We start from the raw sequence: 13,976 nt of genomic DNA, 5'->3' as shown, positions 1-13,976 counted from the left end.
GCGCCGCAGTCTCAGGACCCGGAGCGGACAGCGCCCTCCCTGATCCCGTCGACGCTGACGGAGAGGCGCTTGATCTTGTCGTACAGTGTCTGCTTCGGGATGCTCAGAAGCGCGGCGGTCGCCTGGACGTCGCCTTGCTTGCGGCGCAGCGCGTCCTCGATCATCGATCGCTCGATGTTCTCCAGTTGCCGCGGCAATGACATATCCGACGTCCCGAAGCCCGCCTTATTGATCGTCTTGCGGTCGAGCACACCAAGCACGAAACGATCGGCGACGTTGCGAAGCTCCCGCACATTGCCCGGCCATGAATAGGCCAGCAAATGCGACATGGTCTGCTCGTCCAGGATCGGCGCATCGCGCTCGAACCGCCGCGCCGCGTCTAGGGTGAAATGCTCGAACAGCAGCGGGATATCCTCGCGCCGCTCGCGTAGCGGCGGCAGCTCGATGAATGCGACGCCGAGGCGATAGTAGAGATCGGCACGAAACAGCCGCTTTTCGCTCAGTTCGAACAAATTCGCCTTGCTCGCGGCCACGACCCGGCAATCCACAGAGATCGGCTTGTTGGTTCCGACGCGCTCGATGGATCTGTCCTGCAGCGACCTTAGCAACTTGACCTGGACACTCAGCGGCATGCTCTCGATTTCGTCGAGGAACAGCGTCCCGCCATTGGCATATTCGATCTTTCCGATCCGTTGCCGGGTGGCACCGGTGAACGCGCCCACCTCGTGGCCGAACAGCTCGCTCTCGACCAGCGATTCCGGAAGGCCACCGCAATTCACCGCGACATAGTTGCCGCCGCGGCGGCCGCTGTGATTGTGCAGGCAGCGCGCGACCACGTCCTTGCCGGTTCCGGTTTCACCATAGATCGTGACGTCGACATTGGTCGTAGCCAGGGTGGAGACGAGCCGGCGCACTTCCTGGATCTGCGGCGATCGGCCCTGCAGGCTCGCCTCGATTCCCTGGCGATCCGCCAGGGCCGATCGCAGCGAACGAACCTCCAGGGTCAGCCGCCGCTTTTCCGCCGCCCGGCGCACCACCGAGATCAGCAGCTCCGAGGAGCACGGCTTCTCGATGAAGTCGTAGGCGCCGGTCCGCATCGCCTGCACGGCCATTGAGATATCGCCGTGACCGGTGATCAGGATCACCGGCAGATCCTGGTCCAGTCGGCGCAGATCGGACAGCCATTCCAGGCCGCTCCGCCCGCGCAGGCGTACATCGCAGACCACGACGAAGGGCATGTCGGCACGAACGGATCCGTTGGCGGTCTCGACCGAGGCAAATCCGGAAACGGAAAATCCTGCGAGCTCGAGCGCCTGGACGCCACCGATCCGTACGTCGTCGTCGTCCTCGACATAGATCACGCCGATCGATTGGTCATCGCCCATGCGAAGCCGCCTCTGCTATCTCAGCCAATGGAAGGATCACGACAAACTCGGCACCATCAGGCATCAGGTTTCGCGCACGCAGTTCGCCGCCGAAAGAGCGCGCGATGTGGTTGGAGAGCATCAGGCCGAGGCCCAGTCCCTTGCCGGCGGGCTTGGTCGTCACGAATGGTTCGAACATGCGCTGCAGGACGTCGGACGCGATCGCGGGCCCGCTGTTGCTGATCGCGATGCGGCAGCGCGCGGTCTGCGCCTCCTCCCTGCTCGCCCGGATCAGGATCGACTTCTGTTCGACGTTCTCCACCGCATCCAGCGCATTGGCCACGATGTTGCACAACAGCTGCTCCAATCGCGTTTGATCGGCGACGACGGCCAGCTTCGCGTCGATATCGGTCGCGACGGCGACCCCGCCGTCCTTGACTCGCCCGGCGAGTATCTTGAGCGCCTCGGCGACGGCCTGTTCGACGGAGACCGCACCAAGCGGGCTGCTCGACTTGTATGCGAAAACCCGCAATTGGCTGGTCAGACGTCCGAGCCGGCGTACCAGTTCGCCAATTCGGGTGAGATTTCCGCGAGCATCGCCGATCGAACCACGGTCGACCAGCAGGACCGCATTGTCGGCAGCAGTCTGCAGCGCAGCCAGCGGCTGGTTCAGTTCGTGCACGATGCCGGCCGACATCTGGCCGAGCGCGGCCAGCTTGCCGGCGTGAACGAGTTCATCTTGCGCTGCCCGCAATTCGGCGGTGCGCTCCTGCACCCTCGTTTCGAGCATGTCGTTGGCCGTCTGCAACGCGGCCTGGCTGGCCAACCGGTGCTTGATCTCTCTCCGGCGTTGCTCGACAAGGCCGAGCGCCAGCAGCGCAACGACCGCGACGAGACCCGATATGCCCCCGATGATGAGTGCGATCCGCCGTGTGGGCGCCTCGTCATCGAGAAGGACCAGGTTCCACAAGCCGCGGTTGATCGGAAGCTCGCTGACCGTGTAGGCGGTTCCGTTCTGCGTGGTGATCTGTGCGGCATCGTTCTCGGACTGGGCGGCGAAGGTCCATCCGAGCGGCGCCAGGTCGTGGTTTCCGTAGGGTTTGGACCGTGCAATGTCATCGCGGGTCTGAACCGACAGCGGTGCCATCGGGCGGTAGCGCCACTCGTCGCGCGAGGCAAGGATCGTCACTTTGCGCTCGTCGACCAGAAGGATGTCGTTTTCGGTGTTGCGCCACGCACGCTCGAACGAGTCCAGATTGACCTTGACGGTGGCGACCCCTTTCGTCGTGCCGCCCTGCTTCAGCGCATAGGACAGATAGTAGCCGGCGCGCGCCGTGGTGATACCGATACCGAAGAATGCCCCGCGGCCGCTCGCGAGTGCTTCGCTCACATAAGGGCGATACGACAGGTTTTCGCCGAAGGGTGTCCCGGGCTGGTCGAAATCGGCCGCGGCCAGCGTCGCACCGGAGACGCCCAGGACATAGAGGTTGTCGGCTCCTGCAAGCAGGTTGATCGACTTCAGATAAAGGCTGACGGTCTGTTGCAGTGCGGGATCGTTGGGGGCCTCGAGCAGCCGGAATACACTGGGTGACGTCTCCAGCAGGGACGGCAGGTATTCGAATCTCGAAAGATAACCGTCGAGCCTGGCGGCCTCGACCGCCAACCGCTGTTGCGCCGCGGCGTGCAAATGGTCGAGCCCGCGGCGAAACGTGATCGCATATCCGAGCCACGATGCCGCGGCGACCAGCGCAAGAGCAAGCGCGCCGCGAACCAGCCACCGCGTGGAAATGGGGATCACCAAACCGACTTTGGGAGGCCCCTTGATGTTCACCAGGGATGGAAGCTCCGTCATCTTGTGAACCAGCACAAAGCGGGGAGCGCCGGCCACTGCGGACGACCACTCACGCATGGGCCAACTCTATGGTCTTGCCCCGGAATACGCGACAGGAAAATCCGGTGTTGACCGGCAAGGTCACGCACATCCCGATCAGGATGACCTTGAGCGTGGCAGGACCGCCGGCGGTCTGCAAAACGGTGAGCTGGTCGATCACGACATCGATCTCCTCCGCGACCCCAATCAATGCAGCTTGACGTGCGGCTCGGTCCGCCGGGTGATCAGGCGGGCCAGCGTGTCGAGCGCGACCTTCGCCGGACCGTGCAGGGCGTATTCGTGCATCTTGTACAGCGACAGGTACATCATCCGGGCGAACATCCCCTCGAAGACAAGGCTGCCACCCACCAGCGCGCCCATCATCGAGCCGACCGTGCTGAATTCGCCGAGCGACACCAGCGACCCGAAGTCCCGGTAACGATAATCCTTGAGCGCCTCGCCCTGCAGAAGCCGCGGGATCTGGGAATAGAGGTGCGAGGCCTGCTGATGCGCCGCCTGAGCGCGCGGTGGCACATTGCCCCGTTCGCCCCATGAGCAGGCCGAACAGTCGCCGATCGCGAAGATGTTGTCGTCGCGCGTGCTCTGCAGGGTCGGCCGCACCACCAGCTGATTGATGCGGTTGGTTTCGAGGCCGGCAATATCCTTCAGGAAATCCGGCGCCTTGACTCCGGCAGCCCACACGATCAGCTCGGCAGGAATCGTCCGCCCGTCGGTCAGGCTGACATGGTCGCAACCGACCTCGGAGACCTTGGCGCCGACCAAGAGATCGACGCCAAGCCTGACGAGCAGTTTCTCCGTCTCTTGCGAAACCCGTTCCGGCAGCGCGGGAAGCACCCGGTCCGCGGCTTCAATCAGCGTGATCCTGATGTCCTTGTGCGGATCGACCTGATCGAGGCCATAGGCCACCACCTCCCGCGTCGTCCGGTGCAGCTCCGCCGCAAGCTCGACTCCGGTCGCGCCTGCGCCGATGATTGCGACCTTCAACTGGTGCTCCCCGAGAGGCGACGATTGGGCGTGGGCGCGGATGCACGCATTGACCATGCGTTCGTGGAAGCGCTTCGCATCGACCTGCGATTCGAGCTTGATCGCGTGATCCACGACACCAGGCGTGCCAAAGTCATTGTTCTGGCTGCCGACGGCGATGACGAGGACGTCATAGTCGAAGCTCCGCTTCGGCGTCACCTCGCGACCTTCGGCATCGAGATACGGCGCCACCTGCACCTGGCGCCGCTCCCGGTCGATCCCGATCATCTCGCCGATCCGGTAGCGAAAGCCGTGCCAGTAGGATTGCGCGAGATAGTCGACCTCATGGGCGGCGATATCCATGCTGCCGGCCGCGATCTCGTGCAGCTTCGGCTTCCAGACATGGGTGCGGTTGCGCTCGATCAGCGTAACGTCGAGCTTTCCCTTGCGGCCGTATTTGTCGCCGAGCCGGGTCGCGAGTTCCAGTCCGCCCGCGCCGCCGCCGACGATCACGACCCGCCGCTTTCCCGATTGCACCTCACTCATGATGGCCTCGACCGATCGCGTTCACAGTCCGCCCATCCCGTCTTTCCGGTCAGGTTCGCTCGGAAACCGCATCCGCGACGGCGACTGCAGCCATGTTCACGATGCGGCGGACAGTGGATGATGGCGTGAGAATATGCGCCGGCTTTGCCGCGCCGAGCAAAATCCCGCCGACCGTCAGCCCCTGCCCCGCGGCCATCCGCAACAGATTGTAGGAGATGTTGGCGGCGTCCAGATTGGGCATCACCAGCACGTTGGCCGGACCGACGAAGCCGGAATCGAGAAATTCATGATCGAGCACAGACTGCGAAAGCGCCGCATCGCCGCGCATCTCGCCCTCCACGGCCAGATCGGGCGATCGCTCGCGAAAGATCGCACGCGCCTCCCGCATCTTGTGCGCTTCCGGCACCGCCGAGCTCCCGAAACTCGAATGCGACAGCAGCGCCACCCTCGGCGTGATGCCGAAGCGCTTGACCTCCTTCGCCGCCAGCAAGGCGATGTCGGCAACCTGCTCGGCGGTCGGGTTGAGATTGCAGTGGGTATCGCAAATGAAAAGCTGATGCTGCGGGAGAATGAGCATCTGCATCACTGCAAGTGTCCGCACGTTCTCCCGCGTTCCGATCACGTTGCGGATGGCAGCCAGATGATCCGCGGTCCGTCCGATCACACCGCACAGCATCGCATCGCCGATGCCACGTTCGAGCAGGATCGACGCGAGCACGGTCGCGTTGCTCCGCGTCTCCGAAAGCGCCAGCGCGGCCGACACGCCATCGCGCTTTCTGCGCGTATGGTAGACATCCGCGCATTTGGAATAGACCCCGGCATCGTGCGGATCGATGATCTCGCAGTCGGTGCCGGGCTTGAGCCGGAGCCCGAACGCCGCGATCCGATCGTCGATCGTCGCCGGCCGGCCAAGCAGGAGCGGCCTGGCTATCCCCTCGTCGACGATGACCTGCGCCGCGCGCAGCACGCGCTCATCCTCGCCCTCGGCCAGAACGAGGGATTTCCCGGCTCCCTTGGCCACGGAAAAGACCGGCTGCATCGCGTTGCCGGATTGATAGACGAACCGGCCCAGCTGCTGGCGATAGGCATCCATATCGGCAATCGGACGTCGGGCGACGCCGCTGTCAGCCGCGGCCCTCGCCACCGCCGGCGCGATCATCTCGATCAGGCGCGGGTCGAACGGCTTGGGAATGAGGTAATCGCGGCCGAAGCGAAGGCCCTCGCCCTTGTAGGCGGCGGCAACGACTTCCGGAACCTCCGTCATGGCGAGGTCCGCGAGCGCGCGGACAGTCGCAAGCTTCATTTCCTCATTGATGGTGGTCGCGCCGCAGTCGAGCGCGCCGCGGAAGATGAACGGGAAGCAAAGCACATTGTTGATCTGGTTGGGGTAGTCCGAACGCCCGGTGCCGATGATCGCATCGGGACGAACCGCCAGCGCGTCCTCCGGCATGATCTCGGGAATCGGATTGGCCATCGCGAAGATCAAGGGATCGCGGGCCATCTTCTCAACCATGTCAGGCGTCAGCACCTTGCCGGCCGACAGGCCGAGGAAGATGTCCGCGTCCGCGATGATGTCGTCCAACTTGCGCGCGTCCGTTTTCACGGCATAGCGCGCCTTGTTGTCGTCCATGCTTTCCACGCGGCCGGCATACACGACACCCTTGGCATCGGTCACGATGATCCGCTCGCGGCGCAATCCGAGGCTCACGATCAGATCGAGGCAGGCAAGCGCCGCGGCGCCGGCGCCGGAGCAGACCAGCTTGACGTCCGCGATGTCCTTCTTGACCAGCTTCAGTCCATTGAGGATCGCCGCGGCAGCGATGATCGCGGTGCCGTGCTGATCGTCGTGGAACACCGGGATCTTCATCCGCTCGCGGAGTTTCTTCTCGATGTAGAAGCATTCCGGCGCCTTGATGTCCTCCAGGTTGATGCCGCCGAAGGTCGGCTCCATCCTGGCGATCGTCTCGATCAGCGCGTCGGGGTCTTCCTCGGCGAGCTCAATATCGAAGACATCGATTCCGGCGAACTTCTTGAACAGGCACGCCTTGCCTTCCATGACCGGTTTGCCGGCCAGCGCGCCGATATTGCCGAGGCCGAGCACCGCGGTGCCGTTGGTGATGACGGCGACGAGATTGCTGCGTGCCGTCAGCACATCGGCCTGTAGCGGGTCCTTGGCGATGACTAGGCAAGGCTCCGCCACACCGGGTGAATACGCCAGCGCCAGATCGCGCTGGGTGGCCATCGCCTTGGTCGGCACCACGGAAATCTTTCCCGGCGTCGGCAGGCGATGATATTCGAGGGCGGCTTCCTTCAGATCCTGGTCCATCGTATTCCTCGGCTTGATGTCTTGGTTCGAGGGGCCGCCATGGGCTTGTCCCTCGCTGTCATTTTCGCCCTCGGCCGACCCGAGGCAGGCGCGCCTTGAACGCACGTGCCGCCACCGCCGCGGACCGTTGCCGGAACAGTTCAGACCACGTGCTGACCGCCATTCGCCGAGATCGTCGAGCCCGTGATGAAGCCGGCATCGTCGGACGCCAGGAACAGCACCGCGCGCGCGATCTCGTGCGGTTCACCCAAGCGGCCGACCGGAATCTGAGGCAGGATATTCTTGGCCACGATCTCCGGGTTGATCGCCTTGACCATCTCGGTGGCGATATAGCCGGGACAGATCGCGTTGACCGTGATGCCGGCGCGCGCGCCTTCCTGGGCCAGCGCCTTCACGAATCCGATGTCACCCGCCTTGGCGGCGGAGTAGTTGACCTGGCCCATCTGGCCCTTCTGGCCGTTGATCGAGGAGATGCAGATCACCCGGCCGAACTTCCGCTCGCGCATGCCGTCCCACACCGGCCGCGTCATGTTGAACAGCGAGTTCAAATTGGTGTTGATGACCGCGTACCATTGCTCCGCCGTCATCTTGTGGAACATGCCATCCTTGGTGATGCCGGCATTGTTAACCAGCACCTCCACCGGCCCGAGATCGGCCTCGACCTGCTTCAGGCCGGCGACGCACGCCTCGTAGTTCGAGACATCCCATTTGTAGACGGCGATGCCGGTCTCGCTCTTGAACTTCGCGGCCGCTTCGTCATTGCCGGCATAGCTCGCCGCCACCTTGTATCCGGCCGCCTTGAGGGCGATCGAGATCGCCTCGCCGATACCGCGCGTTCCACCGGTTACCACTGCAACTCTGGACATGATTGCCTCCCGATCTTGATTGATTTGCACCCGCCCGGCCCTTGTTGGGGTGAGCCCGGCCTCGCTCAGCGCTCGACCGTCAGGGCGACGCCCATGCCGCCGCCGATGCACAGCGTGGCGAGACCCTTTTTCGCGCCACGCTTTTGCATCTCGAACAGCAGCGTCGTCAGCACGCGCGCGCCGGACGCGCCGATCGGGTGGCCGATGGCGATGGCACCACCGTTCACGTTCACGATCGACGGATCCCAGCCCATGTCCTTGTTGACCGCGATGGCCTGCGCTGCAAAGGCTTCGTTGGCTTCGACAAGATCGAGGTCCTTGACCTTCCAGCCGGCCTTTTCCAGCGCCTTGCGCGATGCCGGAATTGGCCCCGAGCCCATCACCGCCGGATCGACGCCGGCAGTGGCCCACGAGACGATCTTCGCGAGCGGCGTCAGGCCGCGCTTCGTCGCTTCATCGGCGCTCATCAACACCAGCGCGGCCGCGCCGTCGTTGAGACCAGAAGCGTTGCCGGCGGTCACCGTGCCTTCCTTGTTGAAGGCGGGCTTCAGCTTTGCAAGCGCGTCCAGCGTCGTGCCCGCGCGGATATATTCGTCCTGGTCGACGACGACGTCGCCCTTCCGGGTCTTGACCGTGACCGGAACGATCTCGTCCTTGAACCGGCCACCCTTCTGCGCATCCTCGGCCTTGTTCTGCGAGCCGGTCGCGAACGCATCCTGCTCCTCGCGGGTGATCTGCCATCTGGCGGCGATGTTCTCCGCCGTGACTCCCATGTGGTAGCCGTGGAAGGCATCGAGCAGGCCATCCTTCAACATGGAGTCGACGAACTTGACGTCGCCCATCTTGGTGCCGCCGCGCATATGCGACAGATGCGGCGCCATCGACATCGACTCCATGCCGCCGGCAACGATGATCCTGGCGTCGCCATTGGCGATCTGCTGCAGGCCAAGCGCCACCGACCGCAGGCCCGAGCCGCAGAGCTGGTTCATGCCCCACGCCGTCTTCTCCTGCGGAATGCCGGCTGCCATCGCGGCCTGCCGCGCCGGATTCTGGCCCTCACCGCCGGACAGCACCTGGCCCAGGATGACCTCGTCGACGTCTTCAGACGACACCTTGGCACGTTCGAGGGCGCCCTTGATCGCGATCGCCCCGAGTTCGTGAGCAGGTATCGTCCCGAACGCTCCATTGAATGAGCCTACCGGTGTCCGCGCCGCGGAAACAACAACCACGTCCGTCATGACCAACTCCCCTGATATACTTCTGATGAACTGGCGGTGATCGTCGGCGACCACCTTCCGTATTCGCTAGCCTGTCGTTACGGCGACTTCGATGTCGCGCGGATCGATGTCGCGATCGAGCCCGGCACGCAGCTTCTCGCGGTCGAGTTCGCCTTCCCACCACGCCACGACGACGCAAGCGACACCGTTGCCGCACAGGTTGGTCAGTGCCCGGCATTCGCTCATGAACTTGTCGATGCCGAGCACGATCGCCATGCCGGGAAGCAGCTCGGGCCTGACAGCCGCGAGCGTTCCGGCGAGCGTGATGAAGCCGGCGCCGGTGATTCCGGAGGCGCCCTTCGACGTCAGCATGGCAACGATGAGGATCGTGATCTGCTCGCCGAAGCTGAGATCGACATTCATCGCCTGGGCAATGAACAGCGTCGCCAGGGTCATGTAGATGTTGGTGCCGTCGAGGTTGAAAGAGTAGCCGGTTGGCACGACGAGACCGACGACAGATTTGGAGCAACCGAGACGCTCCAGCTTTTCCATCAGCTGCGGAAGCGCGCTCTCCGAGGATGACGTGCCGAGCACGATCAGCAGCTCGTCCTTGATGTATTTGAGGAACTTGAAGATCGAGAAGCCGGCGATGCGGGCGATGATGCCGAGCCCGACGACCACGAACAGCAGCGCGGTGAGATAGAAGGTCGCGATCAGGCCGGCGAGATTGCCGAGCGCCTGCGGCCCGTAGCGGCCGATCGTGTAGGCCATGGCGCCAAAGGCGCCGATCGGCGCGACCTTGACGACGATCGAGATCACGCCGAACATCGCGTGCGCGACGTCATCGATCATCGAGCGGACCGTGTGGGCTCGTTCGCCGAGCCCCATCAGCGCGAAGCCGAACAGGATGGCGAACAGCAGCACCTGCAGGATCTCGCCCTGGGCGAACGCTCCGACCACGGTGTCCGGAATGATGTGCAGGACGAAGTCCACTGACTTCATCTCGCTCGCCTGCTTGGCATAGCCGGCGACCGCCGCGGCGTTCGACTGGCCCTGGAAGCCCGCTCCCGGCCGCAGCACGTTGGCGACGATCAGGCCCAGCGCCAGCGCAAAGGTCGAGACGACCTCGAAATAGACCAGCGACTTGATCGCGACGCGGCCCACTTTCTTCACTTCGGAAATGTGGGCGATGCCGGAGACGACCGTGCAGAAGATGATCGGCGCAATGGCCATCTTGATTAGTTTGACGAAGCCGTCGCCCATCGCCTTGATCCAGTCGTTCTTGGCGAGATCAGGCCAGAGCCAGCCGACAATGACGCCGAGCACGATCGCCGCGAGCACCTGAACGTACAGAATCCGGTAAAACGGCTTCTTCAGCGTGACAGGCAACGTTCCGGACGTCGCAGTGGTCGCTGCAGACATTGTGTCTTCTCCCTGATCTCTCTGTGCCTGCGTATCGGCAGGCAAACGTCATTTCTTCTTCTGTGGCGGCAGATCGGTGCAGTGGCCTTCGAAGACCTCCGCCGCCATGCCTATGGACTCGCCGAGCGTCGGGTGCGGATGAATGGTCTTGCCGATATCCGCAGGCTCGCACCCCATCTCGATCGCAAGGCAGACCTCGCTGATGAGATCGCCCGCATGGGTGCCGACGATCCCGCCGCCGATGACGCGATGGGTCGCCGTGTCGAACAGCAGCTTGGTGAAGCCCTCATCGCGTCCGTTGGCGATAGCCCGGCCGGACGCCGCCCAGGGAAACACCGCCTTGCCGAACTTGATGCCCTCGGCCTTGCATTGCTCCTCGGTCTTGCCGGCCCAGGCCACTTCGGGATCGGTGTAGGCAACGGACGGAATCTGTCGCGCATCGAAATACGACTTCTCGCCGTGGGCGACCTCTGCCGCCACATGGCCTTCGTGCACAGCCTTGTGCGCCAGCATCGGCTGCCCGACGACGTCGCCGATCGCAAAAATGTGCGCCACGTTGGTGCGCATCTGCCGGTCGACGTCGATGAAGCCGCGGTCCGTGACCGCGACACCGGCCTTCGCGGCGCCGATCTTCTTGCCGTTCGGGCTGCGGCCGACCGACACCAGAACAAGATCATAGAGCTGCGGCCCGGCGGGTGCTTGCTCGCCTTCGAAGCTGACCTCGATCCCGGCTTCGGTCGCCTTCCCGCCGACCGTCTTGGTCTTCAGCATCACCTTGTCGAAGCGATGCGTGTTCATCTTGTCCCAGACCTTCACCAGGTCACGGTCGGCGCCCTGCATCAGTCCGTCGAGCATCTCGACGACGTCGATGCGTACCCCGAGGGTCGAATAGACTGTCGCCATTTCGAGCCCGATGATGCCGCCGCCGATCACCAGCATGCGCTTCGGGATCGACTTAAGCTCCAGCGCGCCGGTCGAATCGACGATGCGCGGATCCTCGGGCAGGAACGGCAGCTTCACGGCCTGGCTGCCGGCGGCGATGATCGCCTTGGCGAACCTGATGGTCTTCTTGCCGCCCGCCACGGCGACCTCGAGATGATGCGAGTCGAGGAACACGCCGACGCCGGTCACCACCTCGACCTTGCGGGCCTTGGCCATCCCGGCGAGCCCGCCCGTCAGCTTCTTGATCACGCCGTCCTTGAAGGCACGCAGCTTGCCCAGGTCGATCTGCGGCGCGCCAAAGGAAATCCCGTGGTCCGGGAGATGCTTCACCTCGTCGACGACGGACGCCGTATGCAGCAGCGCCTTGCTCGGGATACAGCCGACATTGAGACACACGCCGCCGAGCGTGTCGTAACGCTCGACCAGCACGGTATTCATGCCGAGATCAGCGGCGCGGAAGGCGGCCGAGTAACCGCCGGGACCGGCGCCCAGCACCAGCATGTCGCATTCGATCTCCGCCTTGCCGGAATAGGACGCGGCGGCGGGCGCAACCGGCGGCGGAGCGGCCGCCGGCTGCGATGTGGGCGCAGGTGCCGGCGCGGCCGCGGCGCCTGCGGTCTCCAGCACGAGGATTGTCGACCCTTCGCTCACCTTGTCGTCGACCTTGACCCTGACTTCCTTGACGACGCCGGCGTGCGAGGACGGGATCTCCATCGACGCCTTGTCGGACTCGACCATGATCAGGCTGGTATCAACTGCGACGGTCTCACCGGCCTTCACCAGGACCTCGATGACGGCCACGTCCTTGAAGTCGCCGATATCGGGCACCTTCACTTCGATCTGCTGAGCCATGCTGCTCTCCCCCGATCTCAGAACAACACGCGCCGCAGATCGGCGAGCACATTGGCGAAGTAGACGTTGAAGCGTGCGGCGGCCGCGCCGTCGATGACGCGGTGATCCCAGGACAGCGACAGCGGCAGAGTGAGGCGCGAGGTCCAGGTCTTGCCGTCAGGCGAATGCTGCTTCCAGTATCCCTTGCACACGCCCATGATCGCGACTTCCGGCGCGTTGATGATCGGCGTGAAGTAGATGCCGCCGATGCCGCCGAGCGACGAGATCGAGAAGGTGCCGCCCTGCATCTGGTCCGGCTTGATCTTGCCCTCGCGCGCCAGCTTGGCGAGTGCGTTCATCTCGTTGGCAATTTCCGGCACCGACTTCTTGTCGGCATCGCGGATCACCGGCACCATCAGGCCGTTCGGCGTGTCCGCGGCAAATCCGATGTGCCAGTAGTTCTTGTAGACCAGCGTGTCGCCGTCGAGACTGGCATTGAACTCCGGGAATTTGTGCAGCGTCGCGACCGCCGCCTTCACCATGAAGGGCAGGAGCGAGAGCTTCACGCCGCTCTTCTCCAGCTCCTTGTTCATCTTCACCCGGAATTGCTCGAGATCGGTGATATCGGCCTCGTCATGGGTCGTGACGTGCGGAATGACGACCCAGTTGCGGTGCAGGTTAGCGGCCGAAATCTTCTTGATACGCCCGAGCTCCTTGCGCTCGACCGGCCCGAATTTCGCGAAATCGACCTTGGGCCAGGGCAGCAGGTCGATGCCGCCGACGCCGCCTCCGCTCGCTGCCGCAGCCTGCGGCTTGGCGGCGGGCGCTCCGCCCTTGGCAAAGGCCTCGACATCCTCGCGCAGGATGCGACCATGATTGCCCGAGCCCTTGACCTTGCCGAGATCGACGCCCATTTCGCGCGCCAGCTTGCGCACGGCGGGGCCGGCATAGGCGAGCGCAAAGGCCTTCTCGTCGACCCCGCCGGCCTGCGCCACGGCAGCGGCGGCGGGTGCCGACGTTGCCGCTGCCGGCGCAGCCGCTGCAGGGCTGGCCGCAGCCGATGCATCGCTGGTCGCAAGCACGAGAATGATCGCGCCTTCGCTGACCTTGTCACCGGTCTTCACCTTGATCTCGCGCACGGTGCCCGAGAGCGGCGCCGGCACTTCCATTGTCGCCTTGTCCGACTCGAGCGCGATCAGCGGGTCCTCGGCTTTGACGCTGTCGCCGGGCTTGACGAAAATCTCGATGACCGGAACGTCCTTGAAGTCGCCGATGTCGGGGACACGGACCTCGGCGATACCCGCCGGCGCGCTGACCGGCGAGGGCGGCGCGCTGACGACGGGGCGCGTTTCGGCCTGCTCGGCGCCCGCGCCTTCGAACTGCACGATCACCACGCCTTCGCTGACCTTGTCGCCAACCTTGACGACCACTGCCTTCACCACGCCATCGCGCGGCGACGGCACCTCCATGGTCGCCTTGTCGGACTCCAGCGCGACCAGCGGATCCTCGGCCTTCACCTTGTCGCCCGGCTTGACGAAGACCTCGATGACCGGGACTTCCTTGAAGTCACCGATATCGGGAACCTTGATGTCGATCAGACCACTCATC

10 protein-coding genes are annotated in these 13,976 nt (G+C 64.2%); all 10 read right to left on the bottom strand.

Annotated elements, in window-relative coordinates; all coding sequences use genetic code 11:
* Positions 1 to 11: 11 nt before the first annotated feature.
* The 10 genes from K359_RS0150150 to aceF all read right to left on the bottom strand — a co-directional run bounded on the left by K359_RS0150150 (position 12) and on the right by aceF (position 13,975).
* On the bottom strand, positions 12 to 1,385 hold the full coding sequence (locus K359_RS0150150) for a sigma-54 dependent transcriptional regulator (protein WP_029085610.1): 1,374 nt from the start codon (positions 1,383 to 1,385) through the stop codon (positions 12 to 14).
* Positions 1,375 to 3,273 carry an ATP-binding protein gene (locus K359_RS0150145; RefSeq protein WP_029085609.1) on the bottom strand — a complete coding sequence of 633 codons (1,899 nt, stop codon included), beginning with the start codon at positions 3,271 to 3,273 and terminating at the stop codon, positions 1,375 to 1,377. Before K359_RS0150145 ends, K359_RS0150150 begins: the two co-directional genes overlap by 11 nt.
* Positions 3,266 to 3,415 (bottom strand): hypothetical protein, encoded by a 150-nt coding sequence (locus K359_RS0150140; RefSeq protein WP_156929185.1) that lies wholly within the window; start codon positions 3,413 to 3,415, stop codon positions 3,266 to 3,268. Before K359_RS0150140 ends, K359_RS0150145 begins: the two co-directional genes overlap by 8 nt.
* Before the next feature lie 26 nt (positions 3,416 to 3,441).
* Positions 3,442 to 4,764, bottom strand: a complete 1,323-nt coding sequence (locus K359_RS0150135) for an NAD(P)/FAD-dependent oxidoreductase (RefSeq protein WP_029085607.1) — start codon at positions 4,762 to 4,764, stop codon at positions 3,442 to 3,444.
* A gap of 49 nt (positions 4,765 to 4,813) precedes the next feature.
* Positions 4,814 to 7,090, bottom strand: a complete 2,277-nt coding sequence (locus K359_RS0150130) for an NADP-dependent malic enzyme (RefSeq protein ID WP_029085606.1) — start codon at positions 7,088 to 7,090, stop codon at positions 4,814 to 4,816.
* A 140-nt stretch (positions 7,091 to 7,230) separates the two neighbouring features.
* The gene (phbB, locus tag K359_RS0150125) at positions 7,231 to 7,956 is read right to left on the bottom strand and encodes an acetoacetyl-CoA reductase (protein WP_029085605.1); all 726 of its coding nucleotides are present in this window, start codon (positions 7,954 to 7,956) and stop codon (positions 7,231 to 7,233) included.
* Between the two features lie 65 nt (positions 7,957 to 8,021).
* Entirely contained in the window at positions 8,022 to 9,194 is a 1,173-nt protein-coding gene (locus K359_RS0150120) for an acetyl-CoA C-acetyltransferase (RefSeq protein WP_029085604.1), read from the bottom strand.
* Positions 9,195 to 9,260: 66 nt separating this feature from the next.
* Complete coding sequence (locus K359_RS0150115; RefSeq protein WP_029085603.1) at positions 9,261 to 10,595, bottom strand: dicarboxylate/amino acid:cation symporter; 1,335 nt, start codon at positions 10,593 to 10,595, stop codon at positions 9,261 to 9,263.
* A 48-nt stretch (positions 10,596 to 10,643) separates the two neighbouring features.
* Positions 10,644 to 12,389 (bottom strand): dihydrolipoyl dehydrogenase, encoded by a 1,746-nt coding sequence (lpdA, locus tag K359_RS0150110; protein ID WP_029085602.1) that lies wholly within the window; start codon positions 12,387 to 12,389, stop codon positions 10,644 to 10,646.
* A gap of 17 nt (positions 12,390 to 12,406) precedes the next feature.
* Positions 12,407 to 13,975 (bottom strand): dihydrolipoyllysine-residue acetyltransferase, encoded by a 1,569-nt coding sequence (gene aceF, locus K359_RS0150105; RefSeq protein WP_029085601.1) that lies wholly within the window; start codon positions 13,973 to 13,975, stop codon positions 12,407 to 12,409.
* Position 13,976: the final 1 nt, after the last annotated feature.

Source organism: Bradyrhizobium sp. th-b2 (assembly GCF_000426785.1).
Taxonomy (GTDB): domain Bacteria; phylum Pseudomonadota; class Alphaproteobacteria; order Rhizobiales; family Xanthobacteraceae; genus Bradyrhizobium; species Bradyrhizobium septentrionale.
This window is presented reverse-complemented; position numbering and strand designations above follow the sequence as displayed.